Consider the following 25315-nt stretch of genomic DNA (forward strand, 5'->3'; position numbering starts at 1 on the left):
TGCAACCTGCGTTGGGCCAGATAGCCGCTAGCATACGTAAATGAGAGTTCTACACGGCTCAGACAGCTAAAATCGTCTGGGCCTTAGAGCCAAGAACAATAGAAGATCGAACAAAGGATAGGGAATGGCACAGCGACTGTTGATCATGGGACCTCAAGGTGTTGGCAAGGGCACACAGGCGGCCTTGCTCAGCAAGCATTACGGGATTCCTGCCATCTCCACCGGCGACATTTTCCGCTACAACCTGAAGAACGGAACCGAGTTGGGCAAGCAGGCCAAGGCTTACACCGACAAGGGTGAACTGGTTCCAGACGAGCTGACCAACAAGATCGTCAAGGACCGCCTTGGCATGGACGACGCCGCCCAGGGCTGGATTCTGGACGGCTACCCCCGTTCGGCCTCCCAGGTCGAGGCGCTGGACAAGATGCTCCAGGAGCTTGGCACTCCGCTGACAGCTGTGGTGGCCCTGGATGCAGACCATGACGTGCTCATGCAGCGCATCGCCAAGCGGGCCAAGGAAGAGGGGCGGGCAGACGATACACCCGAGGCCATTGCCAAGCGCCTGGATATCTATGCCAAGGAGACGGCCCCCCTGCTGAATACCTATAAGTCCCGTGGTCTTCTGGTCGCAGTGGATGGCCAGGGCGAGGTCGACCAGATCTCCAAGGAGATCATCACAGAGTTGGACGAGCGATAATTCATAGCCTGTCAGGCGAGAGTCCTGTCGCCAGTTGAATCAATCGTAGGAATGCCAAGCTTAGAATCCACCGGCAAGACTCGCTGATACGACTGACCGAGGCATAGAAGCTGCATGACCCCGAGGGGCGTGACAGCTTCTTTTTGTGGAGGGCGGAAATCCCTGCGCGTCCGCCCAACCCTGACGGACAGGATGATAGCCTAGGTGCATTCAGACCCTCTTTCGAGGGTATTGCATGTCGGTGATTGGCCGTAAAAGATAGAGAAATCAGCACAGAAACAGAAGAGGTTCACTTGAAGGGGTCTACGGCATCCGTAGTCAGATCGGATAAACAGGAACCAGCGCGTCCGAAGCATACCATCCGCACCATCCTGCGCTCCCTGCGCGAATACCGGAAGGCCAGCTTTCTGGCTCCGGCCTTCGTCTTTCTTGAGAGCGTTCTAGAGATTGTGATCCCGACCATCATGGCCTCCCTGATCGATCAGGGGGTCTCGGGGAGGTCCATGCCGGCCATCTTCAAATTCGGGCTGATTCTGCTGGCCTGCTCGGCCGTCTCCCTGTTTTCTGGGTTCATGTCCGGGCGGTATGCGGCCATCGCCTCTTCCGGCCTGGCCAAGAATGTCCGTAGCGATCTGTTCGCCAAGGTGCAGTCCTTCAGCTTCACCAATATCGACCGCTTCTCCACCGGATCCATCATCACCAGGCTGACCACCGATGTGACCAACCTGCAGAATGCCTATCAGATGGTCATCAGGGTCGGTGTCAGAGCGCCGATCATGGTCATTGTGGCCTGGCTCTTTTCTTATAAGATTTCCAGGCCCATATCCCTGGTCTTCCTGATCGCCATCCCCATCCTGGGCTTCGGATTGATCGGGCTGTCCCTGCTGGTTCACCCCATCTTCGAGCGCGTCTTCCACACCTACGACCACCTCAACAATGTGGTGGATGAGAACCTCCAGGGAATCAGAGTGGTCAAGTCATACAACCGGGAGGACTACGAGGAGCGCAAGTTCAACAGTATTTCCTTGGCCATCTATCGTGCCTTCTGCAAGGCCGAGCGGATCATGAGTCTGAACCCGGCATTGTTGAACTTCTGCATCTATGCCTCTCTGCTGGTCATATCCTGGATGGGCGCCTCCCAGATTGTTGCCTCCGGGAACAACGCTGCCCTGGGGCTGACCACGGGCGATCTGACCGCCCTGGTCACCTATGCCATCCAGATCATGATGGCCATGAACATGGTCTCCATGATCGTGGTCATGGTCGTCATCTCCCAGGCTTCCGCCGAGCGTATCTGCCAGGTGCTGGACGAGGTCAGCACCGTGCACGATCCCGCCAAGCCGGTCATGAGGGTGGCCGATGGATCCATCAGCTTCCAGGATGTGACATTCCGCTACTCGGACCGGTCCGAACGTCCGGTTCTGAGCCATATCAATCTGGACGTTCCCTCGGGCTCCACCCTGGGCATCGTGGGCGGGACCGGCTCCTCCAAATCCAGCCTGGTCCAGCTCATTCCCCGTCTCTATGACGTCACCGATGGGTCCCTCCAGGTGGGCGGGGTGGACGTGCGCCAGTACGATCTGACGGTCCTGCGCGACCAGGTGGCCATGGTGCTCCAGAAGAATGTCCTCTTCACCGGGACCATCGCCGAGAACCTGCGCTGGGGCAACCCTGAGGCCACGGACGACGAGCTGGTGCGCGCCTGTACCCTGGCCCAGGCCGACGGTTTCGTGCGGGAGTTTCCCGATGGTTATCAGACCTACCTGGACGAGGGCGGCACCAACCTCTCCGGCGGCCAACGACAGCGTCTGTGCATCGCGCGGGCCCTTCTGAAGAAGCCTGACATCCTGATTCTGGATGACTCGACTAGCGCCGTGGACACCAAGACCGACCAGCTGATCCGCCGGGCCTTCAGCCAGGAGATCCCCGACACCACCAAGATCATCATCTCCCAGCGTCTGGCCTCCGTGGAGGACGCCGATATGATCGTGGTCCTGGAGGAGGGCAGGATTCTCGACAAGGGCACCCACCAGGAGCTCCTGCGAACATGTCAGGAGTACCGATTCATCTACGAATCACAGACCAGGAACCAGAGCGAGGAGGACAAGGATCATGAGTGACGGATCATTCAAGGACCGCAAGCCCCGCCTGGACAAGGCCGCGCCGGGAACGACCCGTCGCATCCTGCGCTACCTGCTGGCCTACCGCTGGCAGCTGGCGGTGATCGTGGTCTGCATCATCATCAGCGCCGGGGCCCAGGCGGCATCGGCCTTCTTCCTGCAGCCACTAATCGACCACTACATCCTGCCGCTGGTCGGGGCCTCCGACCCTGACTGGGGACCGCTGATGAGGACCCTGATCCTGATGGGCTGCCTCTATGCGGTGGGGACCTTCTGCTCCTGGTTCTGGAACTGGCTGATCGTCAAGGTGGAGCAGGGCACCCTGAAGACCATCCGTGACCAGATGTTCGCCCACCAGCAGGAGCTGCCCATCGGCTTCTTCGACACCCATGAGCATGGCGACACCATGAGCCGCTACACCAACGACACGGATACCCTCCGTCAGGCCATCTCCCAGTCCTTCCCGCAGATGGTCTCCTCGGTCCTGTCCGCGCTGGCGGCCCTGATCTCCATGCTCTGGCTCTCCATTCCATTCACCGTCCTGACCCTGGTCTTCGCGGAGGTCCTGATTGTCGTGGTCCGGGTTCTGGTCACCCGAAGCGGTCGCTACTTCGTTCACCAGCAGCGTTATCTGGGCCAGGTGAACGCCTTCGTTGAAGAGGCCGTCAATGGGCAGAAGGTCATCAAGGTCTTCAACCATGAGGATGCCACCGCCAAGGTCTTCGAGGAGAGGAATGAGGAGCTCTTCCAGGCTTCGGCCCAGGCCAACACCTACGGCAATGTCACCATGCCGGTCGTGGGCAACATGGGCTACCTGCTCTATGTCATCCTGGCCATCGTCGGAGGTCTGGCCGGTATTGCGGGCATGGGCAATGTAGGACTGACCGGGGCGGGGCCGCTGACCCTGGGGACCATCGTCTCCCTTCTGACCCTCTCCCGCTCCTTCATCAACCCCATCGGCCAGGTCTCCATGCAGTTCAACATGGTCATGATGGCCTTGGCCGGTGCCTCCCGGATCTTCGACCTGATGGACCAGCCCGTCGAGGCTGACCAGGGTACGGTCAGATTGGTCAGCGTCGAACTGGCCTCGGACGGCCGGACCATGACCCCTGTCGACCACGAAACAGGGCATTGGGCCTGGAAGCGCGAGGCGGATGACGACGGCAGGCGCTCGCTGGAGGCCGCCATGAAGCTTCCCGGCGATGCCCGTGACGTGGCCCTGAAGGCCAAGGATCAGGCCATCACCTCTCCTGATGGGCGATACACCCTCCTTCAAGGGGATGTGCGATTCACCGACGTCAGCTTCGGATACGACCCGAGCAAGCCTGTCCTGCACGACATCACCTGGTTCGCCAAGCCAGGGCAGAAGGTTGCGCTGGTCGGTGCCACCGGTGCCGGCAAGACCACGATCACCAACCTGATCAACCGCTTCTACGACATCCAGCAGGGCCAGATCCTCTATGACGGGATCGATGTGAAGAACATCCGCAAGCCTGATCTCCGCCGCTCACTGGGCATCGTCCTTCAGGATGTCAACCTCTTTACGGGTACCGTCCTGGACAACATCCGCTACGGACGTCTGGATGCCACGGACCAGGAGTGCATCGAAGCCGCCAGGATGACCAACGCCGACAGCTTCATCCGCATGCTTCCCCAGGGCTACCAGACTGTTCTTGAGGGGGATGGAAGCGGACTGTCCCAGGGTCAGCGTCAGCTGATTTCAATTGCCAGGGCGGCTGTGGCCGATCCTCCAGCCATGATTCTGGACGAAGCCACTTCCTCAATCGATACCAGGACCGAGGAGGTGGTCCAGCAGGGCATGGACGCACTCATGCGAGGCCGGACGGTCTTCGTCATCGCTCATCGGCTCTCCACGGTTCGCAACTCCGATGTGATCATGGTCCTGGACCATGGGCGGATCATCGAGCGCGGCAACCACGATGAGCTGATAGCCAAGCATGGCGAGTACTACCAGCTCTATACCGGAGCCCTGGAACTGGAGTAGGGTTCTATGGGATTGCCGAGGGGTCGGAGGAAGATGCCGAAAGGCATGATCAGGCCTTAGGCGAACGCCAGCCTAGGGGGTCGGTTCTTGATGGGCCGACCCCCTTTCATGTATATGCGACCGTCCGTTTTCAGCAGTTGATCCGAGCTGAACAAGTGTTGATCAGCCAAGACAGCCTAGTAGCAATTTTTTAATATTTTCAAACAATTTATGCAGTTCTGAGGGCTGATTCCGACTATAGACTGAGAGCAAATATATACAGTTTTGCTGAGCAGACAAGGGGCTGATGACCATGGGCGTCACAGTGAAAGTCACAGAGCTTACGATTCCAACCTACGGAATCGGAAAACCGGATAAGAATCCGCAATTTATTGAAAATCGAGTCTACCAGGGCTCTTCGGGACGGGTCTATCCTTACCCGGTCATCGAGACCATCTCGGATGAATGCAAGGATCAGGACTACAAGGCGGTCATTCTGGAGAACGAATACTTGGAGGTGACCGTCCTGCCTGAGTTGGGCGGACGAATCCAGTATGCCCGAGACAAGACCAACGACTATGACTTCGTCTACCGCAATCGGGTCATAAAACCTGCCCTGGTAGGCCTGACCGGCCCTTGGATTTCCGGGGGCATCGAGTTCAACTGGCCGCAGCACCATCGGCCCAGCACCTTCCTTCCGGTGGACTGCACCCTCAAGGACCTGCCGGACGGTGGCAAGGCGGTGGTCTGCCACGATACCGACCGCATCTACGGCACCCAGGTCACCACCACCATCGCCCTGCATCCCGGGGTCAGCGTCATCGAAATCTCGGCCCGGCTTTACAACGGCACGCCCCTGCCCCAGTCCTTCCTCTGGTGGGCCAACCCGGCCGTGGCGGTCAACGAACACACCAGGACCGTCATGCCACCCGATGTCACTGCGGTCATGGACCACGGCAAGCGCGACGTCTCCCGCTTTCCCATCGCGACGGGAACCTACTACAAGCACGACTACTCCCAGGGAGTGGATATCAGCCGCTACAAGAACGTGCCGGTGCCCACCTCCTATATGGCCGCGCATTCGGACTATGACTTCGTCGGCGGTTACGATTTCTCGCGGCAGGCGGGCATTCTGCATGTGGCTGACCATCACATCTCGCCGGGCAAGAAGCAGTGGACCTGGGGTTGCGGAGACTTCGGCCACGCCTGGGATCGCAATCTGACCGATGCCGACGGTCCTTATGTGGAGCTGATGACCGGTGTTTTCACTGACAACCAGCCTGACTTCACCTGGCTCAAGCCCTACGAGGGCAAGACCTTCACCCAATACTTCATGCCCTACAAGCAGGTGGGGCTGGTCAAGAACGCCAGTGTGGATGCGGCCCTCAACCTGGAAGTCGGCCCCGAGCAGACCTTCGGAGCCGCCGGCGAGCATGAGGGGATCGAGGCCCAGGGGCTGAAGGCCGGGCAAGGGCGAATCACCGTCTACGCCACACGGGTTCAAAAGGACGCGCGCGTCCAGGTCACTGCAGACGACGGATCCATCCTTTACCAGTGGCAGGGCACCCTTGGCCCCGACAATCAGGTCAGGGCCGAATTCGAGACAGGCGATCATCCGGGAACTGCACTGACAGCCCGAGTGGAGGACGCCCAAGGGCGGCTCCTGGTCAGCTATCGTCCACAGCCACCTGCCGATGGAAAGATTCCCGAGCCGGCGCAGGCCGCCGATCGGCCGGAGCGTATCGCCACCAATGAGGAACTGCTGCTGACCGGTTTGCACCTGGAACAGTACCGCCATGCCACCTACCGGCCTGATCCCTACTACCTGGAGGGGCTCAAGCGTGACCCGGGCGACGCGCGCATCAACAACGCCTACGGCCGACTTCTGCTTCGACGCGGCGACTTCGCCGGAGCCGAGCAGCACTTCCGCACGGCCATCAAGCGGTTGACCTGGCGCAACAGCCAGCCCTATGATTCCGAGGCCCACTACAATCTGGGTCTCGCCTTGAGCTATCAGGGACGAATGGACGAGGCCTACGACGCTTTCTACAAGGCCACCTGGGACGATGCCCAAAAGGAACGGGCCTTCTTCTGCCTGGCCTGTATCGAGACATGTCGCGGTCAGCTGGAGCAGGCATTGGACTTCGTTCAGCGTGCTCTGACGCGCAACACCGACAACATCAGGGCTCGCGGGCTCAAGGCCTATCTGCTGCGCCGTCTGGGCAGGCGGGATCAGGCGAACCAAGTGGTCCGCGAGAATCTGGCCCTGGATCGGTTCGACTTCGTATCCGGCTACGAGCGGGTTTTGGCAGGCGGTGATCCGGACGAGCTGTCCAGACTGATGCGCGGTGATTACCTCAACCTACTGCGGACGGCACGAGACTATGCTGCATTCGGCGCCTATGAGGAGGCGCTGCAGTTGCTGGGCCAGGCCGATCAGCATCAGCCCATGGTCGGGTATTATCAAGGCTGGTATCTGCACCTGCTGGGGCGGAAGGATCAGGCCATTCAGGCCTTCCGGGCCGCTGAAGGCGCGCCTTCGGACTACTGTTTCCCCAATTCCCTGGATGATATCGCCCCCCTGCGCACAGCCATGACCCTGGTCGATGGTCCCAAGGCAGCCTATTATCTGGGCTGCCTCTACTACGACAAGTCTCTGGCGGACCGGGCTATCAAGCTTTGGGAGCATTCCCGGCAATTGGACCCCGACTTCGCCACCGTCCACCGCAACCTGGCCATCGCCTACGGTAACAAGCGACACGATTGGCAGGCCGCCGATCAGGAAATCGAGACCGCCTGCCGGTTGGATCCTGAAGATGCACGGGTCTTTCTGGAGCGGGATCAACTTCACAGGCTGATGGGCTGGAGCTTTGCCCGCCGCCTGCAGGAATTCGAGAAGCATCCAGAGGTTGTGGCCCGCAGGGACGATCTCTATATCGAATACCTGAGTCTGCTCAACCAGACTGGCAGTTATGAACGGGCCTATCAGCTGATGAGCGGCCGGCGATTCCATCCCTGGGAGGGCGGCGAGGGCAAAATCACCGCCCAATACCGAATCTCCCTGAAGCTGATGGCCAAGGATGCCATGGCGGCCCAGGATTGGGACCGTGCTGCGGACCTGCTGGAGCGTGCCATGACATATCCTGAAAACCTGGGCGAAGGCAAACTGGAAGGCCAGAAGGACAACGATCTGCACTACTACCTGGGGCTGGTCAGACGGGCCGCGGGTGACGAGGAAGCTGCGGATCAGGAGTTCCGTCTGGCCTGCCTAGGCTCCGGACAGGTGGGGGAGTCGCTCTACTACAACGATCAGCCCGCCGAGATGGTCCTCTTCCAGGGGTTGGCCCACCAGGCCCTGGAAGAGCAGGGTCCGGCCAACGCCTGCTACTACCGGTTGCTGGACTTCGGCGAGCAACACTTGGACGACCATGTGGAAAAGGACTACTTTGCAGTCTCCCTGCCTGACTTTTTGACCTTCGATGCAGACTATACCCGCATGAACCGGGTCCACTGCCTCTACCTGATGGCCCTGGCACGCATCGGCACAGGGCAGATCGACCAGGCTCGGGAGTGCCTGAAGCAGGTTCTGGAACTGGATGCCGGTCATATCCAGGCCGGGTTGTTCACTGATGAATTGGACCACAGGACAATTCTTGCCGGGAGGAAGTCATGACCAAGGTTGCATTGGCTGGAGCCTGGCAGGTTCAGTCCCCGTCTGAGCTGCAGGGAACCGTCCTGATGCCGGGCACGCTGGATACCAATGGACTCGGACATGATGATCAGGAGCTGTCCGCAGACTATGGCAGCGGCAAGCCCGGACCCATCGGCTCCCGGCTGACCAGGCGGCACACCTTCGAGGGGACAGTCAGATTGTCCCGGCAGATTCGATGGACCCCGCAGCCGGGGCGGAGGGTCTTCTTCGAGGTGGAGCGCGCTCGCCGCCTGGAGGTCAGGGTCGGCGAACGCCAGGTTGAGCCCTACCGTCCTCAGACCTTGAACACCCCCCATGTTTTCGAGCTGACTGGACTGCTGACGGGCGATGATCTGCTGCAGGTGGATTCCGACAATGCCTACCAGGGCATGCCCCACGATGCCATCCTGGATTCCTCGACCGCCACTGACCACACCCAGACCAACTGGAACGGGCTTCTGGGGGACATCGGCCTGCGTGTGGAGGAGGATACCTTTATAGATAGGGTCCGTGCCTACCCGCGTGGCGATGCGCTGACTGTAGAGGCTGATGTGGATTCGGGACAGGGATTCCATGGTCGCCTGAGGCTCTCTTCCGATGCGCTGGCCCAGCCTCTGGAGGTCGCTGCAGATCTGGAACCTGGGCGGCGAACACTGACCTGGTCCGATCTGCCGCTTGACGCCCATGCGGATCGCTGGGACGAATACCAGGGCTGTCTGCACGGCATAACGGTTGAACTTTTGATGCCGGACGGATCCAGGGTGCTCTCGCGGGTCAGCACGGACTTCGGCATCCGTGATTTCGCTGCCGATGAGCAGGGGAGACTGGCTTTGAATGGCAGGGCCTTCTTCCTGCGTGGCGAGGCCAATTGTGCTGAGTTCCCGCAGACCGGCTTCCCGCCCATGGACGTGGGCTCCTGGATTCGTATTCTGGAGGCCTACCGTTCATACGGAGTGAATGTGGTCCGCTTCCATTCGCACTGCCCGCCCGAGGCAGCCTTCATCGCGGCGGACCGGATGGGGATGATGATGCAGCCCGAGCTCTCCCATTGGGACCACCAACATGCCTTCCAGGAGGATGTCAGTTACCGCTACTATCGCACCGAACTGGAGCAGACACTGCTCTTCCTGGCCAACCACCCCTCCTTTGTCATGCTCACCCTGGGCAACGAGCTGTCTGCGGATGCGACCGGTCACCAGCGCATGGCTCAGTTGGTGCAGGATGCCCGGAGCATTGACGATACCCGGCTCTATGCCAATTCCTCCAACCCGCACTATGGTCAGCTTGGCAGCGACGACTGCAACGAGGTCTACACCTCTGAGTCTTATAAGGGTCACGACCTGCGCTGCTGCTTTGCCAACATGCGTGGGTCCACCAACGCGGTTCATCCGGGCACTGCCCACAATTTCGAGGACACCATGCAGGAAGTCCGCAAAGAGTGCGAGGTGCCGGTCTATGGATTCGAGGTAGGGCAGTATGAGGTGCTGCCTGACTTCCGGGAGATTGAAGAGTTCACCGGGGTCACCCGTCCTGACAATTACGCAATGATTCGTGACAGGGTCCGCGAATCTGGCCTGGACCAGAGCACTTGGCTGGACTGGGTGGCCGCTACAGGCGAACTGTCACGGATCTGCTACCGGGAGGAGGTGGAGTCCGTCCTGCGAACCCCTTCCATGTCGGGGCTTTCGCTGCTGGGTCTTCAGGACTTTCCCGGACAAGGCACGGCTCTGGTGGGCATGATGGATGCCCATCTGCACCCCAAGCGCTTTCCCTTCGCCCGTCCTGAACGTTTCCGGTCCTTCTTCACCGATCAGTTGCCGCTGGCAGTCATGGACCGTTACGCCTATACCAACCGGGAGAAGCTTTCAGGGACGGTCAGGGTGGCCAACTACGGCCGACGCACCCTTCGGGGTGATCTGCGGCTGCGGTTGCAGGGCCCGGGGGTTGATCTGGAACATGTCTTCCGCAAGGTCACCTGTCCGGTGGGCAAGCTGACCGATCTGGGGGCCTTCGAATTGCCTCTGGACGGAGTTGAAGGCAACCAACGCTGCCGTCTGAGTCTGGAGATCGACGGCGTGGCCAACGTCTATTCGGTCTGGGTCTACCAGGACAGCCAGCCTGACCGGCCAGACGGTCTGTACGAAGCCAGGAGGTTCGATCGGCAGGCGCGTCGGGTCCTGGACCAGGGGGGCACGGTCTATCTGAGTCCCGACTCCACGGCCCAGTCCCTGCCCGGATCCGTTCAGGCCCACTTCTCCACGGACTTCTGGTCGGTGGGAACGTTCAAGGACCAGAGCGGCACCATGGGGCAGTTCATTCAGGCCGACCACCCTGTTTTTGCCGATTTTCCGACCGACTCGCACACTGACTGGCAGTGGTGGCCCATGGCCACCCAGCGGGCCATCGTCCTGCCCGAGCGCTACCAGTCCATCATCACCGAGATGGATAGCTACGCCTACCTGCGACCCATGACGCAGCTGCTGGAATGCCGTTGCGGCAAGGGCCGGCTTCTGCTCTCCTCCATGGGCCTGCAGAATCTGTCCGAATATCCTGAGGCCAGGGCCCTACAGGCCAGCATCTACCGGTATCTGGGCTCCAAGGACTTCAACCCGCGTCAGAGGATTGATCCCGAGGTCATCGACCAGCTGGTCGCCTGAGTCCTGCTGTTCGCTAAAGCACAATAAGGGGCCGACCCACAATTTCAGCGGGCCAGCCCCTTTTGCTCGGATGGGCTAAGTCCTATCTCAGAGGATGCCTTGGGCCACCATGGCATCGGCCACCTTGGTGAAGCCGGCCACATTGGCGCCCAGCATCAGGTCGCCCTCATGCCCGTATTCCTTGGATGCCTGGTAGGACTTCTGGAAGATTCCAGTCATAATGTCCTTCAGCCGCTGATCCACCTCATCGAAGGTCCACTGCAGCCGAAGCGAGTTCTGGCTCATCTCCAGACCGGAGACTGCGACGCCGCCGGCATTGGCGGCCTTGGCGGGTCCATAGAGCACTTTGTTGTCCTGATAGACCTGGATGGCTTCGGGGGTGGAGGGCATGTTGGCACCCTCGCAGACCACGGTGCATCCATTGGCGACCAGGGTCTTTGCGGATTCCTCATCGATTTCGTTCTGCGTGGCGCAGGGCAGGGCGATGTCGCAGGGTACAGTCCAGACGCCCTTGCAGCCCTCGTGGTACTCAGCGGAGTCCACGCGGTCCGCATACTCGCGAATTCGGCCGCGGTGACCAAGCTTGATGTCCTTGACGACGTCGAGGTCAATCCCGTTGGGATCGTAGACGTATCCGTTGGAGTCGGATGCCGTTACCACCTTGGCGCCCAGCTGCTGTGCCTTTTCGGTGGCGAAGATGGCCACGTTGCCCGAACCGGAGATGACGACGGTCTTGCCCTGGAAGGAATCCTTGCGCAGCGTCTGCAGGGCCTCCTGGGTGTAGTAGCACAGGCCGTACCCCGTGGCCTCGGTCCTGGCCAGCGAGCCGCCGAAGGTCATGTCCTTGCCGGTCAGAACACCCGAGTACTCGTCGCGAATTCTCTTGTACTGGCCGAACAGGTAGCCGATTTCGCGAGATCCTACGTTGATGTCGCCGGCGGGCACATCGGTGAACTGTCCGATGTGACGCTGCAGCTCGGTCATGAAGGCCTGGCAGAAGCGCATGACCTCGGCATCCGAGCGGCCCTTGGGGTCGAAGTCGGATCCGCCCTTGGCACCGCCCATGGGCAGTCCGGTCAGCGAATTCTTCAGAATCTGCTCGAAGCCCAGGAACTTGATGACGGACTCGGTCACGGTCGGGTGGAAGCGCAGGCCGCCCTTGTATGGGCCGATGGCCGAATTGAATTGGATCCGGTAGCCGCGGTTGACCTGGACATGGCCTTGGTCGTCGGTCCAGGCCACACGGAACTTGACTGCACGCTCGGGCTCGACCAGGCGCTCCAGCACGCCGTTGGCCTCATACTCGGGATGCCGCTCCACCACGGGCTCCAGGCTGGAGAAAACTTCGCGCACAGCCTGCAGGAATTCCGGCTGGTCGCCGTCGCGCTTCTCGACCTGCTGGTACACGCGCTTGATGTATTCGTTGGTGAGCATCTGAGCTCCTTTGACTAGGAATGGCCGGTCCATCCGGTCCACATACGATTGGGTCCGCCCTCAAGAGCCTACGGGGGCTGGCGGAATCTTATCCTATGGTAAATGCCTCAAAGTTACGTCACAAGAATTTTGGTCCGTAATGTCTGACATATGGTCATTCAAGGCCCGAAGAATGAGAGAACGAGAAAGAGCAATCAAAGCAGCCAGCAAAGTTGAGTCTATATGACTCAACTTTTATTCCTTGGGTGAACATCGGGCATGGAACCCGGGGTCCGCGGTTTGGACAAAGTGAAGGGCAAGGAGCCCGGGAGGACAGGTCAGGATGTCCGCCTGGGGTTCCGGTCCGCAGAAACTATGACTTACAGAATCAGGAGATGTGATTATGGCTATGTTTCCCGCATTGATGAACAACTCGATTTTCGGTGACTTCTTCGACGATCCCTTCTTCAACAACTGGCGTGACGGGCGTCGGCAGGGTCAGGGCGCCAAGAACGCGCTGAACAGCCCCTTGATGAACACGGATGTGCGTGAGAAGGATGGGCAGTACCAGCTCTCCATCGATATGCCCGGCTTCGACAAGAAGGACATTGGCCTGCGTCTGGAGGATGGCTACCTGATTGTCTCCGCCCAGAAGAACGGTGACCAGGGCGACAAGGACGACCAGGGACGGTGGATTCGGCGTGAGCGCTACACCGGGTCCTGCTCCCGCAGCTTCTATGTGGGCGACAAGGTCCGTCAGGAGGACATTCATGCCCACTATGCCAACGGCACCCTGGAGGTGACCCTGCCCAAGACCAGCATTGAGCCGGCTGACAACACGCAGAACATCGCCATCGAGGACTGAGGGATTCTGGTCCTTATCGGACCGTCTGAACGACTGCTATACTGATTGAGCGACAGCCGTTCAGACGGCCCTTTTGTCGTGTCAACACGCTATTGCCCAATTTTGGGTCCATCAATGCTATACTTGCCATTTGGCGTGTCTTTCGGCGCGCTGTGTAACCGGCCGAGGATCGGATAGAAGGCTTATGGCAAAAGATGGTGTGATCGAGGTGGAAGGGCGTGTGGTCGAGGCCCTCCCGAATGCGATGTTCCGCGTCGAGCTCGAGAACAAGCACCTGGTGCTGGCCACCATTTCCGGCAAGATGCGCAAGAATTACATCCGCATTCTGCCCCAGGATCGGGTGGTGCTCGAAATGAGTCCCTATGATCTGAACCGCGGACGGATTACGTACCGGTATAAGTAACAAGGTACACAAGCAAAGGAAAACCATGAAGGTCAGCCCTAGTGTGAAGAGAATCTGCGAGAACTGCCGCGTGATTCGTCGTCACGGCCGCGTCATGGTGATCTGCAAAAACCCACGCCACAAGCAGCGCCAGGGCTGAGCGGATTCCCAGCGGCAACGAACACCAAAGGCGCTGAGTCACAGCCAGCAGGCTGAACCCCGGGTGCGCAGGCCCGGGCCGGGAGACCGGAAGACTCGGTGCACGACCTGCGTAGAACAAAAAGGAATCGCAATGGCACGTCTTGCCGGAGTCGACATCCCCAACGAGAAGCGCATAGAGATAGCCCTCACCTATATCTTCGGTGTGGGGCGTACTCGCGCCAAGGAAACACTTGCCGCGACCGGAGTGAATCCGGACACCCGCGTCAAGGATCTCACGGACGAGCAGCTCATTACGCTGCGTGATTACCTCGAGGGAAACTACAAGATCGAGGGTGATCTGCGTCGTGAGATCGACGCTGATATTCGCCGTAAGATCCAAATCAACTGCTATCAGGGCCAGCGCCACCGCCGGGGCCTGCCCGTGCGCGGCCAGCGGACCAAGACCAACGCCCGCACCCGCAAGGGACCCAAGCGCACCGTCGCCGGAAAGAAGAAGGCGACCAAGTAAGGCCGAATGCGAAGCGGGGATGAGGGTCCCCGATGGTTCGTACTAGCAATTAGTTATTCGTTATTCGTGACAAGGAAACGAGGATCAATGGCAGCAGCAAAGCAGGCCGCGCGCAAGCCTCGTCGTCGGGATCGCAAGTCGGTTCCGGTCGGGCAGGCGCATATCAAGTCAACATTCAACAACACCATCATCTCCATCACCGATCCCTCCGGTGCTGTAGTGGCCTGGGCTTCAGGCGGCGACGTAGGCTTCAAGGGCTCCCGCAAGTCCACTCCTTACGCTGCGGGCATGGCCGCCGAATCCGCAGCCCGCAAGGCCATGGAGCATGGGGTCAAGAAGGTGGATGTCTTCGTCAAGGGCCCGGGTTCGGGCCGTGAGACCGCCATCCGCTCCCTGCAGTCCGCAGGCCTGGAGGTCGGTTCCATCTCCGATGTGACCCCCCAGGCACACAATGGCGTTCGTCCTCCCAAGCGCCGTCGCGTCTGAGCACTAGAAAACCCATGAATCCACCCGCGAAGATCGGTGAGTGCACCACCGGTCGGAGCTGAAAGGATAGCAACAGTGCTTATTGCACAGCGTCCGACTCTTACTGAAGAAGTCGTCAATGCCCAGCGCTCCCGTTTCACCATCGAGCCCTTGGAGCCCGGATTCGGGTACACCTTGGGCAACTCCCTGCGTCGTACCCTGCTGAGCTCCATACCCGGTGCGGCTGTGACCTCGGTCCGCATTTCGGGTGCCCTGCATGAGTTCACCACGCTGCCTGGTGTGGAGGAGGACGTCACTGAGATCCTGCTCAACATCAAAGGCATCGTGCTGACCAGCGAGTACGACGAGCCTGTGGTCATGTATTTGCGCAAGAGCGGCAAGGGCGAGGCCACCGCCGGGGACATCACCCCGCCGGCCGGCGTCACCGTGGCCAATCCTGATCTGCATATTGCGACCCTGGCCGAGGATGGCGAGCTGGAGATCGAGTTTACGGTGGAGCGTGGGCGTGGATACGTCCAGGCCCAGCTCAACAAGCAGGACAACGATGAGATTGGCCGCATCCCGGTCGATTCCATTTACTCTCCTGTGCTCAAGGTCAGCTACAAGGTCGAGGCCACCCGTGTCGAGCAGCGCACGGATTTCGACAAGCTGATTCTGGATGTGGAGACCAAGCCTGCCATCTCGCCGCGTGACGCGGTGGCATCAGCTGGGTCGACCCTGGTCGAGCTCTTCGGCCTCTGCCGTGAGCTCAACACCCAGGCCGAAGGCGTGGAGGTCGGACCCGAGCCTGTGGTGGAAGAGGCCGATCCGCAGATGTCCGTGCCGATTGAGGACCTGAACCTGACGCAGCGTTCCTACAACTGCCTCAAGCGCGAAGGAATCCACACCATCGGCGAACTGGTCTCGCATACCGAGCAGGATCTGCTGGACATCCGCAACTTCGGCATGAAGTCCATCGACGAGGTCAAGGAGAAGCTTGAGGGCATGGGGCTGTCGCTGAAGGCCTCCCCGCTGGGCTTCGACACCAATAATCTCGAGGGAGGCACCTTCTTCTCGCCTGACGACGAGTGAAGGATAGCAGCCTTCGTATGAGCGGACGAGGGGGAAGGGTTCCGTCGTCTGCCGACAGAAATTCCGGGAAGTCGGATGTTCGGGCGTATGCCCACCTGTCCTCCCGGGCCGTAAGGAGATAATCCAATGCCAAAACCTAGCAAGGGCCCACGTCTGGCCTCCAGCCCGGCACACGAGCGGCTGATGCTGGCCAACATGGCCACCAGCCTCTTTGCCAACGGCCGTATCACGACCACACTGCCCAAGGCCAAGCGCCTGCGTCCCCTGGCTGAGCGGCTGATCACCTTCGCCAAGCGTGGGGATCTGCCTGCCCGCCGCCGCGTTATGCGCGTCATCCGCGACAAGTCTGTGGTTCATATCCTGTTCACGCAGATTGCCGAGCAGATGCAGCAGCGTGAGGGTGGCTACACCCGCATCACCAAGATCGCACCCCGCCGTGGAGACAACTCCCCACAGGCCGTGATCGAGCTGGTCACCGAACCTCTGTCGGCCAAGAAGGCCGTGGTCAAGGAGGCTGAGTCCGCAGCCAAGGTGGCCGCCAAGGACGACAATGCCGAGGTGGCAGCAGCCACCGATGCCGCTGTAGCCGAAGGCGCTGCCAAGGATGCCGTCGACCAGGCTGTCGAGGCCAACGAGTCCGATCAGGACGTGGCCCAGGCTGACCAGGCCGCCGAGGATCTGGAACAGACCGCCGACAAGGCGGATCAGGCCGAAGCCCAGGCTGAGGAAGATGCCGACGTGGCTGAGGATGCCGAGAAGTCTGCCGAGTAATCGGTTATTGCATTCGATGACGGGGTCGGGGAGCATGGCTCTCCGGCCCCGTTTGTCATTGCTGCCAGGGAGGTCGTGATGGAGGATCAGGAAGGGAAGATGTCCCTTGTCAGGCTGCGTATGGACCTGGCCTACGACGGTGGCGGCTTCCATGGTTGGGCCCGGCAGCCCGGGCTACGCACGGTCCAAGGTTGCATCGAGCATGCTCTGTCTCTGATTACCGGAGCCCGCAGATCGAATGGTGAGGTTTCCTATCGCCAAGCCGACTGGGAACCCAGACTGGTCGTGGCTGGAAGGACAGACACTGGGGTCCACGCATCTCACCAGGTGGCACACTTGGACGTTCCCGACGCTGTGCTCGAATCCTGCAGGGGACATATGGGGGTCGATGGTGTTTTGGCCCTGGAACGCCGCCTCCGGCACCTGTTGCCTTCCGACATCGTTCTGCTCGGTCTCGGATTGGCCCCTGCAGGTTTCGATGCCCGCTTCTCTGCCCTGGAACGTACCTACCTGTATCGGGTCAGCCAGGGGGGTCAGCCAGGGGATCCGCGCATGCGGGGCTATGTGCTTGACCTGGAGGGGAGCCTGGATCTGCAAGCTATGAACGAGGCCGCAGCGAAGTGTATCGGTCTGCATGACTTCGGATCCTTTGCCAGGCCAAACCCTGGCGGCACGACCATCCGCAAGGTCCTGGCAGCACACTGGGACCTGGTTCCCACTGTGAATCTGTGCGAGGCTGCCCAGGGACAGAATGCCGTCGGATACCTTCCGACCTTTATGGAGTCCGGGCTGACCGTCTTTCGGATTGTGGCCGATGCTTTTGCTCATAACATGGTCCGCTCACTGGTTGCGGCCTGCATCCAGGTGGGCCAGGGGCGACGCTCCGTGCAATGGTTTGCCGACAAGGTGGCCCACCCCCTGCGTGAAGGTTCCACTGGTCCTATAGATGCTCGAGGGTTGACCCTGGAGCATGTGGCCTACCCGCCTGATGACCAGCTTGCTGAGCGGGCGCAGGCCATCCGGGCACGCCGGACACTGTGATCCCCTGGTTGTTCACAGTGGCCGTTGGCTGCGCCACGCCGCTTGCCAGATAGGGACTCTGTGGCATAATAGAAAAGTTGTTGTTCGGCAGTGTCGGGCAACGACTATGGTTGAGTGTCCGAGCGGTCTAAGGAGCACGCCTCGAAAGCGTGTGAGGGCAACTCCCTCCGCGAGTTCGAATCTCGCCTCAACCGCCCTTATCGGCCCCGGCCCGATGGTCGGGGCCTTTTACGTTTTACCCTGTTGTTGCCTTTCACAGTTTAGTGGCACACTTGGAGTATCAGGTTTCATAATTGCTGCTGATATGCGGTCCATAGAAGACCGACTTTTTGCGGAGTGACCGAGAGAATGGCACCCGTTTGGTTCATGGATGTCAGATGTGATTGGTCTTCCGCATGCAATCTTTGACTACCTAGTTTGGCATGACCATGAGTCGCGATACTCAGCAAATAAAAAGACCGTCCAATGCAGAAGGCGATGTGGTGGTCACACCGGCTCGCCTCCTACATTGCACGGGTTCATACCCCCCTGCGTTCCTGTGGAATACTCCTGTGGAACACGTTCTATAATAGCACCGTCTAAAACTTTGGCGCCACTCGTAAAGTTTCGTGAAATCTGCGGTAAGCAATAGTTAATGTGCTGTGCTTGATGATTGCACTTCATGATTGACCAGGTTTTGGGCATGAATGGGCAAGGGTTGCTCGCATATGCGGATGAGGAGACGTGCGAGCGCTACTAGTGGAACCTGCTGGTGGCTGGTCCGTCCTGGACGTCAGTGCTTTGGCACCTGTAGCAGGGCTGACGAAGTGGCCGGGTAGCCGAGGTTCATGGCCATGGACATGTGGGCTACAATCATGTCGACCAGGGCCGATGTGGCCTGCCGGTGGCTTTTCTCGTTCTGACTGGCATCGGTTCGTATGGCGCCTGAGGAGCCGTTCAGTTTTCTCCCCACGGCAAGTAGGGTCCGTGCCGTATCCATCTCGATCAGGGCAGGGGTAGGGGTCTGTATTCCATTGGCGGGGTCGGTGGACTTTTCAGGGTGCGCCAGCAGATCAGTGGTGGAATAGACCCCCTGCCGGGGATCGTGCTTGGCGCGACCGACCAGAATCTGTGCGGCTGCAGTGTGTGCATCGGCCAGGGTGAGCATCCACGCGGCATCCGTCTTGCGTGCTGCGAGCACCGAAAGTTCGAATCCTGAACGGTCTTCGCCTATGATGGCCTGATCGGCCAATTCGACCGGCAGTGCCTTGGCCAGTGGATCCAACTGCTGTGCAGCCTGAACCAGCCTCAATGTAGCTGTTTGGCGATTGGCCTGTCCGCCCTGGGAGGCCGTCAAAGCCTGGGCTGCGTGTACCGTGGCTTCGTCCAAGCGGGCAGGGCACTCACGGGCCGCTTGGATCCAAGCCTGGGCCCGGCTATTTGCCCGATCCCTCTGAAGCTGTTCCGACTGCCGGGCTCGCGTCCATGCCTGCTCACATGCTGTGGGACGGAGATTGTCGGGGTCGTGCTGGCTGACATGCACCGCTGAGGGTGCGCATCCTGAGATGGTGGCAGCCAGCAGAAGAACTGCGATACCGGCCCTCATTCGTCGCGCCAGGATCGCTGGCCGACGACTCGCCCACCCGTGGTATTCAGGAACCGGCTGTGTCTGCATGAAAGGTTAGAATAGTAGGCATTGCAGACTAAAAGAAGCACGGTCTGAATAACTTCATAGGAGGTCTTGACATGGAACTGGACCTGGCTGAAATTCATCAGCTGGCACACGAACAAGGGATTGATGCCGAGACCTTGGATCAAGCACTGAGCGAGGCTCTTCTTCTGGCCTACCAGAAGTCGCCTCATGCAGCCAAACACGCACGTGTGGAGCTGGACGAACGTGCTGGGACTTTTACCATCTGGGCACAGGACGAGATCGCTCGTGAACCCACCCCCGAAGAGCCCGAACCGGGCTATGATTTGGGCGAGGAATACGACGACACACCGAAGGACTTCGATAGGCTGGCGGCTTCCACAGCCCGCCAGGTCATCCGTCAGCTCTTCCGCCAGGCCGACGATGAGCGAGTCTTCGGAGCTTTCTCAGGCCAAAAGGGCCATCTGATCACCGGAGTCGTGCAGCAGGATGCCAGCGATCCCGGCAACGTGCATGTGGCCGTAGATAATGTCGAGGCCATTTTGCCCCGTCGTGAGCAGGTGCCTGGAGAGCATTACCAGCACGGCCAGCGGATCCGTGTCTACGTGGTCAATGTCTCCCGTGGGCTCAAGGGACCGGAAATCATCGTGTCGCGTTCCCACCCGGAGCTGGTTCGCCGCCTCTTTGAGCGGGAGGTGCCCGAGCTGGTCTCTGGTGCAGTCTCCATCATGGCCATTGCCCGTGAGGCCGGGGCCAGAACCAAGATCGCGGTCCGTGCCAACACCAAGGGGGTCAATCCCAAGGGCGCGCTGATCGGCCCGGCGGGTGCTCGCGTTCGTGCCGTCATGGAGAACCTGGGACCTGAGAAGATTGACATCGTGGACTGGTCCAAGGACCCCGCCGAATTCGTGGCTGCGGCCCTGTCCCCGGCGGTGGTCCGTCAGGTGCAGATCGTCAGCGAGCCCAACCGCACGGCCATTGCCTTCATCAAGGATGCCCAGCTCTCCCTGGCCATTGGTAAAGAGGGCCAGAACGCCCGTCTTGCCGCCAAGCTGACCGGATGGAAGATTGGCATCGAGTCCGAGGAGGCCCACCAGCAAAAACTACGTGAACTGCAGGCGCAATCGGCTTCGGCTGCTGGTGAAGACGCCTGAGAGCAAACATCCGACGACGCGAGTATGCTGGACCCGGTATCCCGAGTCCGGAGGTTCATGCCGTCGGCCCCGGCACAGAGACGAGGTAACACGATCATGGTCGCACGATGAGACAGGATATGTTCGCCGTCATGAAAGAGTGATCGCGCCGGTCATATGCGCGGTCCGGTAAGGAGAAAGTAAGTGCCCAAAGCACGCGTGTATGAGCTGGCCAAGGAATTTGGCGTAGACAGCAAGACTGTTCTGGCGAAATTGAAGGACATGGGCGAATTCGTCAAGTCCGCATCCTCCACTGTCGAGGCCCCTGTGGTTCGTCGACTCAAGAACGCTTTCCCTCAGAAGGGACAAAGCGACGCTGGGCAGGCCGCTGCGCGAAATGCCCGCCCCGGTAGCCCTAATCACGGAAGCGGCCAGGGTCAGCATGGCCGCGCGCAATCCGGCGGTACCCAGCCGCCAACACCTGGGCCCAAGCCCGGACAGAATCATCGGTCCTCGACCGGCGGCGAGGCGCCACGGGGTCAGCAGCGTCCCGGTGGCCACTTCCCCAAGCCCGGTGCATCCCAGGGTAATCGCAACGAGCATGAGCAGCGCAACCAGTCCCGTGGACCCAAGCCTTCAGCCATGGGCAGGCCCGGCCCCCAGGGCTCGCGCAACAACGGTCGTCCTGGTGGTTCCAACGCTGCGGCGGCACGTCATGGTGCACGGCCGGGAGCATCCACGCCCCGTCCGGGCAATAATCCTTTCAGCCGAAAGCAGGGGATGAAGGCCCCCATGCCTTCGGATATCCCCAGGCCGCATCCCATGGCCAGACCCACCGTCAACGACTCCCGCAGGGGCCGGGGCGGATTCCGCAACGGTCGTGGCGGTCGCCCCGGGCAGGGCGCCCGTCCAGGGCAGTGGGGCCATAGCCGTCCAGGCCAGCAGACCCATCAGGGCGGCGGCAACCGTTTCGGCGGTGCTTCGTCGGCGCCTTCAGGTGGCTTCCGTGGCGGTTCCGGCCGTGGTGGTCGTGGTCGCGGCGGTGCTGCTGGAGCATTCGGTCGCCAGGGAGGCAAGTCCTCCAAGGCCCGCAAGAATCGGATGGCCAAGAGGCATGAATTCCAGGAGATGAAGGCACCCGTCATCGGCGGTGTGCGCATCCCCGCAGGCAATGGACGTACCGTCAAGCTGCGTCAGGGCGCAACCCTGGCCGACCTGGCCGACAAGATCAACGTCAACCCTGCCGCCCTGGTCACGGTGCTCTTCCACCTGGGCGAGATGGCTACGGCCACCCAGTCCCTGGATGAGGCCACTTTCCAGATTCTGGGCGACGAGATTGGATGGAAGATCCGCATCGTCTCCGCTGAGGAGGAGGACAAGGAGCTCCTTCAGCAGTTCGACATCAACCTGGACGAAGAACGTGAGGACCAGGACGACAAGAACCTGCAGCCCAGGCCTCCGGTGGTTACGGTCATGGGCCATGTCGACCATGGTAAGACCCGGCTGCTGGACACCATCCGCAAGACCAACACGACCACCCAGGAGGCTGGCGGCATCACCCAGCGCATCGGGGCCTACCAGGCCACGGTCACCCTGGATGGGGAGGATCGCAAGATCACCTTCCTGGACACCCCTGGCCACGAGGCCTTTACGGCCATGCGTGCCCGTGGTGCCGAGCTGACTGATGTGGCTGTCCTGGTGGTGGCCGCGGACGACGGCGTCATGCCGCAGACCGTGGAGGCCATCAACCATGCACAGGCCGCACATGTGCCCATCGTGGTGGCTGTCAACAAGATTGATGTCGAGGGAGCCAATCCCCAGAAGGTACGTGGTCAGCTGACCGAGTTCGGACTGGTATCCGAAGAGTACGGCGGCGACACTATGTTCGTCGACATCTCCGCCAAGCTGGGTACCAACGTGGACAAGCTCCTGGAGGCCGTCCTGCTGACTGCCGATGCAGATCTTGACCTTCGGGCCAACCCCGACATGGACGCTCGCGGTGCCACGGTCGAGGCCCGCCTGGACAAGGGCCGTGGAGCTGTGGCCACTGTGTTGGTCCAGCAGGGAACCCTGCATGTAGGCGATGCCATTGTGGCTGGATCGGCCTATGGCCGTGTACGTGCCATGCTGGACGAGAACGGTCGGCAGATGGACGCTGCCGGTCCTTCCACGCCTGTCCAGGTGCTGGGCCTTACCTCGGTGCCTACCGCCGGTGACCTCTTCCTGGTCGCACCCGACGACCGCACAGCCCGTCAGATTGCCGAGAAGCGCGAGGCTTCGGCCCGCGCCGCACAGCTGGCCAAGCGCCGCAAGGTTGTCTCCTTGGAGAGCTTGAAGGAGCAGTTCGCCAAGTCCGAGGTGGACATGCTCAACATCGTCATCAAGGGCGACTCCTCCGGCTCGGTCGAGGCCCTGGAAGACTCCCTGATGAAGATCGAGGTCTCCGACGAGGTCGGGATCCAGGTCATCCACCGGGGCGTGGGCGCCATCACCCAGAACGACGTCAACCTGGCTACGGTCGACAAGGCCGTCATCATCGGTTTCAATGTCCGGCCCAACAGACAGGTTCAGGATCTGGCCGACCGCGAGGGCGTGGAGATCAAGTACTACTCGGTCATCTACAATGCCATCGAGGACATCGAGGCTGCGCTCAAGGGCATGCTTAAGCCGGAGTACGAGGAGGTCACCACCTCCCACTCCGAGATCCGCGAGATCTTCCGCTCCTCCAAGTTCGGCAACATCGCTGGCGTCATGGTCCAGGATGGCACCGTCAAGCGGGGCACCAAGGCTCGCATCGCCCGCAACGGGGTGGTCACCATCAACGACCTGGAGATTTCCTCCCTGCGCCGGTTCAAGGACGACGTCAACGAGGTATCCGAAGGATACGAGGCTGGCATCAACCTGGGCTCCTTCAACGACATCGAGGTGGGCGACATCATCGAGACCTACGAGATGCGGGAAGTGGAACGCAAGTAGGGCCTGTCGACCATCCGACCACATGTCGGAGGGTCTGTGGTGATCCGCCCCGGTCTGGGTACTCCCTGGCCGGGGCGGATGTCCATGAATGAGACGATTGGTTATGGACGGTTTGAGAAAGGAATCATGATGGCTGGAAATCCCCGCGCTGTACGCATAGCAGCCCTGATACAACGGGTTGTGGCCTCTGCGCTGGAGTCCCAGATGCACGACAAGCGCCTGGCAGGGGTCACCGTCACTGAGGTTCGGGTCACCAACGACCTGCAGATAGCCAAGATCTACTGGACCCAGCTGGGTCGGTCCGGACACGAGGCCGGTGAGCGCAAGCGGGCCCAGCAGGCCCTGCGGCAGGCCTCAGGCAGGCTTCGCACCCTGGTCGGCGCCCGGGCCGGTCTGCGACTGACGCCTACGCTGCGCTTCATCTACGATGAGGTGCCTGCCGAGGCTACCGAGATTGAGGATGTGTTGACTGCGGCCCGTCACAGAGACGAGGCCATGGCCAAGGCCCGGGTCAATGCCAGCTATGCCGGTGACCCCGATCCATATAGGCATGACGACGAAGAAGAGACCGGTGGGTCGGACTCCGTCCCTGATGAACCTGCGGCAGAGGATGCGGATGAAGCCGACCGCTGAGTCGTCGGACGTGATGGATTCTGGTCATGGTGAACCGACCTCGGGCATCATCCTTGTTGACAAGCCGAGCGGTGTGACTAGCCATGACGTGGTGGCCGCCGTCCGTTCTGGCCTCGGCATGCGTCGCGTAGGCCATGCCGGGACCCTGGATCCCATGGCCACCGGCCTGCTGGTCCTTGGATTCGGCCAGGCTACGCGGTTGCTGACGGTCATCGTCGGCCATGACAAAACCTACCGGGTCACCATGCGCCTGGGACTGGGTACCACCACGGACGATGCGGACGGGGAATTGCTGCCGGCCCGTCCTGGAGTTGCGCAGAGGGTGGACGAGCTGACAGCCCAGGGTCTGCAGGACCTGATTGATCGTTGCTTCACCGGCTGGATCGACCAGGTGCCAGATGCATTCTCCGCCATCAAGGTCAGGGGCAGGCGGGCCTATGATCTGGCTCGCGCAGGCCAGGAGGTCAGGCTGGAACCCCGCCGCATTCGGATTGCATCCTTCCGTCTGCTCGACTTTCGTCGTGTGGATCTGCCTGACCAGGGTGTCAGGGTGGTCGATGCGGATGTGGAGGTGACCTGCTCCAGCGGCACCTACATCAGGGCCCTGGCTCGCGACCTGGGCGAGCGGCTGGATTTGGGCGGCTACCTGACCGCTCTACGAAGGATTCGGGTAGGTCCATTCGATCTGGGGGATTCCAATCTGGCATCCAGGGTTTTGGGCGGTCAGGTGGTCCCGCACACCTACCGGAACCGACAAGGTCAGACGGTTGTCCGCAGTCGTATGGTCCCAGACCGCGACCGGCAGGGGATGTTGGATGGTTCCCTAAGTCTTGAGCAGGCAGCACGCATGAGTATGCCTGTCCTGAACCTGAATGCCGACCAGGCCGCCAGGGTGGCCAACGGAGGATTCTTGGATCTGCATGTCACCGGGCCCACGGCCGCCCTGGCCGGACCTGGGGACAGGCAGCGGCTGGCTGCCATTCTAGTGCCCGGTTCACGAGGCGGGGCCAAGCCGGATGTGGTCTTCCACCCCGAGGCCTGAGTGTGCGGTTTCGGGTTTAAACTCAGGGTCTTGCCAGGGTGCGACGGTGGGAA

19 protein-coding genes and 1 tRNA gene are annotated in these 25315 nt (G+C 60.7%); 18 read left to right on the forward strand and 2 right to left on the reverse strand.

Annotated features, from left to right (window positions below; genetic code table 11):
• The first annotated feature begins 124 nt into the window (after positions 1-124).
• The 5 genes from AACP62_RS01765 to AACP62_RS01785 all read left to right on the forward strand — a co-directional run bounded on the left by AACP62_RS01765 (position 125) and on the right by AACP62_RS01785 (position 11149).
• On the forward strand, positions 125-697 hold the full coding sequence (locus tag AACP62_RS01765; protein ID WP_029678060.1) for an adenylate kinase: 573 nt from the start codon (positions 125-127) through the stop codon (positions 695-697).
• A 293-nt stretch (positions 698-990) separates the two neighbouring features.
• On the forward strand, positions 991-2817 hold the full coding sequence (locus AACP62_RS01770; RefSeq protein ID WP_339345935.1) for an ABC transporter ATP-binding protein: 1827 nt from the start codon (positions 991-993) through the stop codon (positions 2815-2817).
• A complete protein-coding gene (locus tag AACP62_RS01775) occupies positions 2807-4822 on the forward strand; it encodes an ABC transporter ATP-binding protein (RefSeq protein ID WP_339346513.1) in 2016 nt (671 codons plus the stop codon). Before AACP62_RS01770 ends, AACP62_RS01775 begins: the two co-directional genes overlap by 11 nt.
• Positions 4823-5108: 286 nt before the next feature.
• Positions 5109-8474, forward strand: coding sequence for a DUF5107 domain-containing protein (locus tag AACP62_RS01780; protein ID WP_339345936.1), 3366 nt, complete (start codon positions 5109-5111; stop codon positions 8472-8474).
• A complete protein-coding gene (locus AACP62_RS01785) occupies positions 8471-11149 on the forward strand; it encodes a glycoside hydrolase family 2 TIM barrel-domain containing protein (RefSeq protein ID WP_339345937.1) in 2679 nt (892 codons plus the stop codon). The genes AACP62_RS01780 and AACP62_RS01785 overlap by 4 nt, the downstream gene beginning before the upstream one ends.
• A gap of 87 nt (positions 11150-11236) precedes the next feature.
• Here the strand turns inward: AACP62_RS01785 and gdhA are convergent, their stop codons facing one another.
• Positions 11237-12583, reverse strand: a complete 1347-nt coding sequence (gene gdhA / locus AACP62_RS01790; protein WP_339345938.1) for an NADP-specific glutamate dehydrogenase — start codon at positions 12581-12583, stop codon at positions 11237-11239.
• Positions 12584-12965: 382 nt separating this feature from the next.
• Between gdhA and AACP62_RS01795 the strand changes: the two genes are divergently transcribed.
• The 9 genes from AACP62_RS01795 to AACP62_RS01835 all read left to right on the forward strand — a co-directional run bounded on the left by AACP62_RS01795 (position 12966) and on the right by AACP62_RS01835 (position 18042).
• Positions 12966-13427, forward strand: a complete 462-nt coding sequence (locus AACP62_RS01795; RefSeq protein WP_029678055.1) for an Hsp20/alpha crystallin family protein — start codon at positions 12966-12968, stop codon at positions 13425-13427.
• Between the two features lie 184 nt (positions 13428-13611).
• The gene (infA, locus tag AACP62_RS01800) at positions 13612-13830 is read left to right on the forward strand and encodes a translation initiation factor IF-1 (protein WP_015022331.1); all 219 of its coding nucleotides are present in this window, start codon (positions 13612-13614) and stop codon (positions 13828-13830) included.
• Positions 13831-13855: 25 nt separating this feature from the next.
• Positions 13856-13969, forward strand: coding sequence for a 50S ribosomal protein L36 (gene rpmJ / locus AACP62_RS01805; protein ID WP_015022330.1), 114 nt, complete (start codon positions 13856-13858; stop codon positions 13967-13969).
• A 132-nt stretch (positions 13970-14101) separates the two neighbouring features.
• The gene (gene rpsM / locus AACP62_RS01810) at positions 14102-14479 is read left to right on the forward strand and encodes a 30S ribosomal protein S13 (RefSeq protein ID WP_015022329.1); all 378 of its coding nucleotides are present in this window, start codon (positions 14102-14104) and stop codon (positions 14477-14479) included.
• Positions 14480-14566: 87 nt separating this feature from the next.
• Entirely contained in the window at positions 14567-14965 is a 399-nt protein-coding gene (gene rpsK / locus AACP62_RS01815; protein WP_015022328.1) for a 30S ribosomal protein S11, read from the forward strand.
• Between the two features lie 75 nt (positions 14966-15040).
• A complete protein-coding gene (locus AACP62_RS01820; RefSeq protein WP_015022327.1) occupies positions 15041-16036 on the forward strand; it encodes a DNA-directed RNA polymerase subunit alpha in 996 nt (331 codons plus the stop codon).
• 126 nt (positions 16037-16162) lie between these two features.
• Positions 16163-16807: a 50S ribosomal protein L17 gene (rplQ, locus tag AACP62_RS01825; RefSeq protein WP_024626776.1), complete on the forward strand. Its 645-nt coding sequence runs from the start codon at positions 16163-16165 to the stop codon at positions 16805-16807.
• Positions 16808-16885: 78 nt separating this feature from the next.
• Positions 16886-17848, forward strand: coding sequence for a tRNA pseudouridine synthase A (locus AACP62_RS01830; RefSeq protein WP_339345941.1), 963 nt, complete (start codon positions 16886-16888; stop codon positions 17846-17848).
• Positions 17849-17956: 108 nt separating this feature from the next.
• Positions 17957-18042: transfer RNA gene (locus AACP62_RS01835), tRNA-Ser, on the forward strand.
• 578 nt (positions 18043-18620) lie between these two features.
• Here the strand turns inward: AACP62_RS01835 and AACP62_RS01840 are convergent.
• The gene (locus AACP62_RS01840) at positions 18621-19433 is read right to left on the reverse strand and encodes a hypothetical protein (RefSeq protein WP_339345943.1); all 813 of its coding nucleotides are present in this window, start codon (positions 19431-19433) and stop codon (positions 18621-18623) included.
• Positions 19434-19573: 140 nt separating this feature from the next.
• Between AACP62_RS01840 and nusA the strand changes: the two genes are divergently transcribed.
• From nusA to truB, 4 genes are all read left to right on the forward strand, one after another.
• A complete protein-coding gene (gene nusA / locus AACP62_RS01845) occupies positions 19574-20632 on the forward strand; it encodes a transcription termination factor NusA (RefSeq protein WP_029678050.1) in 1059 nt (352 codons plus the stop codon).
• Positions 20633-20815: 183 nt separating this feature from the next.
• On the forward strand, positions 20816-23587 hold the full coding sequence (gene infB / locus AACP62_RS01850; RefSeq protein WP_339345945.1) for a translation initiation factor IF-2: 2772 nt from the start codon (positions 20816-20818) through the stop codon (positions 23585-23587).
• A 129-nt stretch (positions 23588-23716) separates the two neighbouring features.
• The gene (gene rbfA, locus AACP62_RS01855) at positions 23717-24220 is read left to right on the forward strand and encodes a 30S ribosome-binding factor RbfA (protein ID WP_029678048.1); all 504 of its coding nucleotides are present in this window, start codon (positions 23717-23719) and stop codon (positions 24218-24220) included.
• A complete protein-coding gene (gene truB / locus AACP62_RS01860; protein ID WP_339345947.1) occupies positions 24204-25262 on the forward strand; it encodes a tRNA pseudouridine(55) synthase TruB in 1059 nt (352 codons plus the stop codon). The genes rbfA and truB overlap by 17 nt, the downstream gene beginning before the upstream one ends.
• Positions 25263-25315 lie beyond the last annotated feature (53 nt).

The organism is Bifidobacterium apis, assembly GCF_036986835.1.
Classification (GTDB): Bacteria; Actinomycetota; Actinomycetes; order Actinomycetales; family Bifidobacteriaceae; genus Bombiscardovia; species Bombiscardovia apis_A.

Excerpts from the sequence above, each read along its gene's own strand:
- nusA (WP_029678050.1), top strand. The coding sequence starts at position 19,574 with ATGGAACTGGACCTGGCTGAAATTCATCAGCTGGCACACGAACAAGGG.
- AACP62_RS01840 (WP_339345943.1), bottom strand. The coding sequence starts at position 19,433 with ATGAGGGCCGGTATCGCAGTTCTTCTGCTGGCTGCCACCATCTCAGGA.
- gdhA (WP_339345938.1), bottom strand. The coding sequence starts at position 12,583 with ATGCTCACCAACGAATACATCAAGCGCGTGTACCAGCAGGTCGAGAAG.
- infA (WP_015022331.1), top strand. The coding sequence starts at position 13,612 with ATGGCAAAAGATGGTGTGATCGAGGTGGAAGGGCGTGTGGTCGAGGCC.
- rplQ (WP_024626776.1), top strand. The coding sequence starts at position 16,163 with ATGCCAAAACCTAGCAAGGGCCCACGTCTGGCCTCCAGCCCGGCACAC.
- truB (WP_339345947.1), top strand. The coding sequence starts at position 24,204 with ATGAAGCCGACCGCTGAGTCGTCGGACGTGATGGATTCTGGTCATGGT.
- AACP62_RS01780 (WP_339345936.1), top strand. The coding sequence starts at position 5,109 with ATGACCATGGGCGTCACAGTGAAAGTCACAGAGCTTACGATTCCAACC.
- AACP62_RS01795 (WP_029678055.1), top strand. The coding sequence starts at position 12,966 with ATGGCTATGTTTCCCGCATTGATGAACAACTCGATTTTCGGTGACTTC.
- rpsM (WP_015022329.1), top strand. The coding sequence starts at position 14,102 with ATGGCACGTCTTGCCGGAGTCGACATCCCCAACGAGAAGCGCATAGAG.
- AACP62_RS01765 (WP_029678060.1), top strand. The coding sequence starts at position 125 with ATGGCACAGCGACTGTTGATCATGGGACCTCAAGGTGTTGGCAAGGGC.
- rbfA (WP_029678048.1), top strand. The coding sequence starts at position 23,717 with ATGGCTGGAAATCCCCGCGCTGTACGCATAGCAGCCCTGATACAACGG.
- rpmJ (WP_015022330.1), top strand. The coding sequence starts at position 13,856 with ATGAAGGTCAGCCCTAGTGTGAAGAGAATCTGCGAGAACTGCCGCGTG.
- rpsK (WP_015022328.1), top strand. The coding sequence starts at position 14,567 with ATGGCAGCAGCAAAGCAGGCCGCGCGCAAGCCTCGTCGTCGGGATCGC.
- AACP62_RS01785 (WP_339345937.1), top strand. The coding sequence starts at position 8,471 with ATGACCAAGGTTGCATTGGCTGGAGCCTGGCAGGTTCAGTCCCCGTCT.
- AACP62_RS01830 (WP_339345941.1), top strand. The coding sequence starts at position 16,886 with ATGGAGGATCAGGAAGGGAAGATGTCCCTTGTCAGGCTGCGTATGGAC.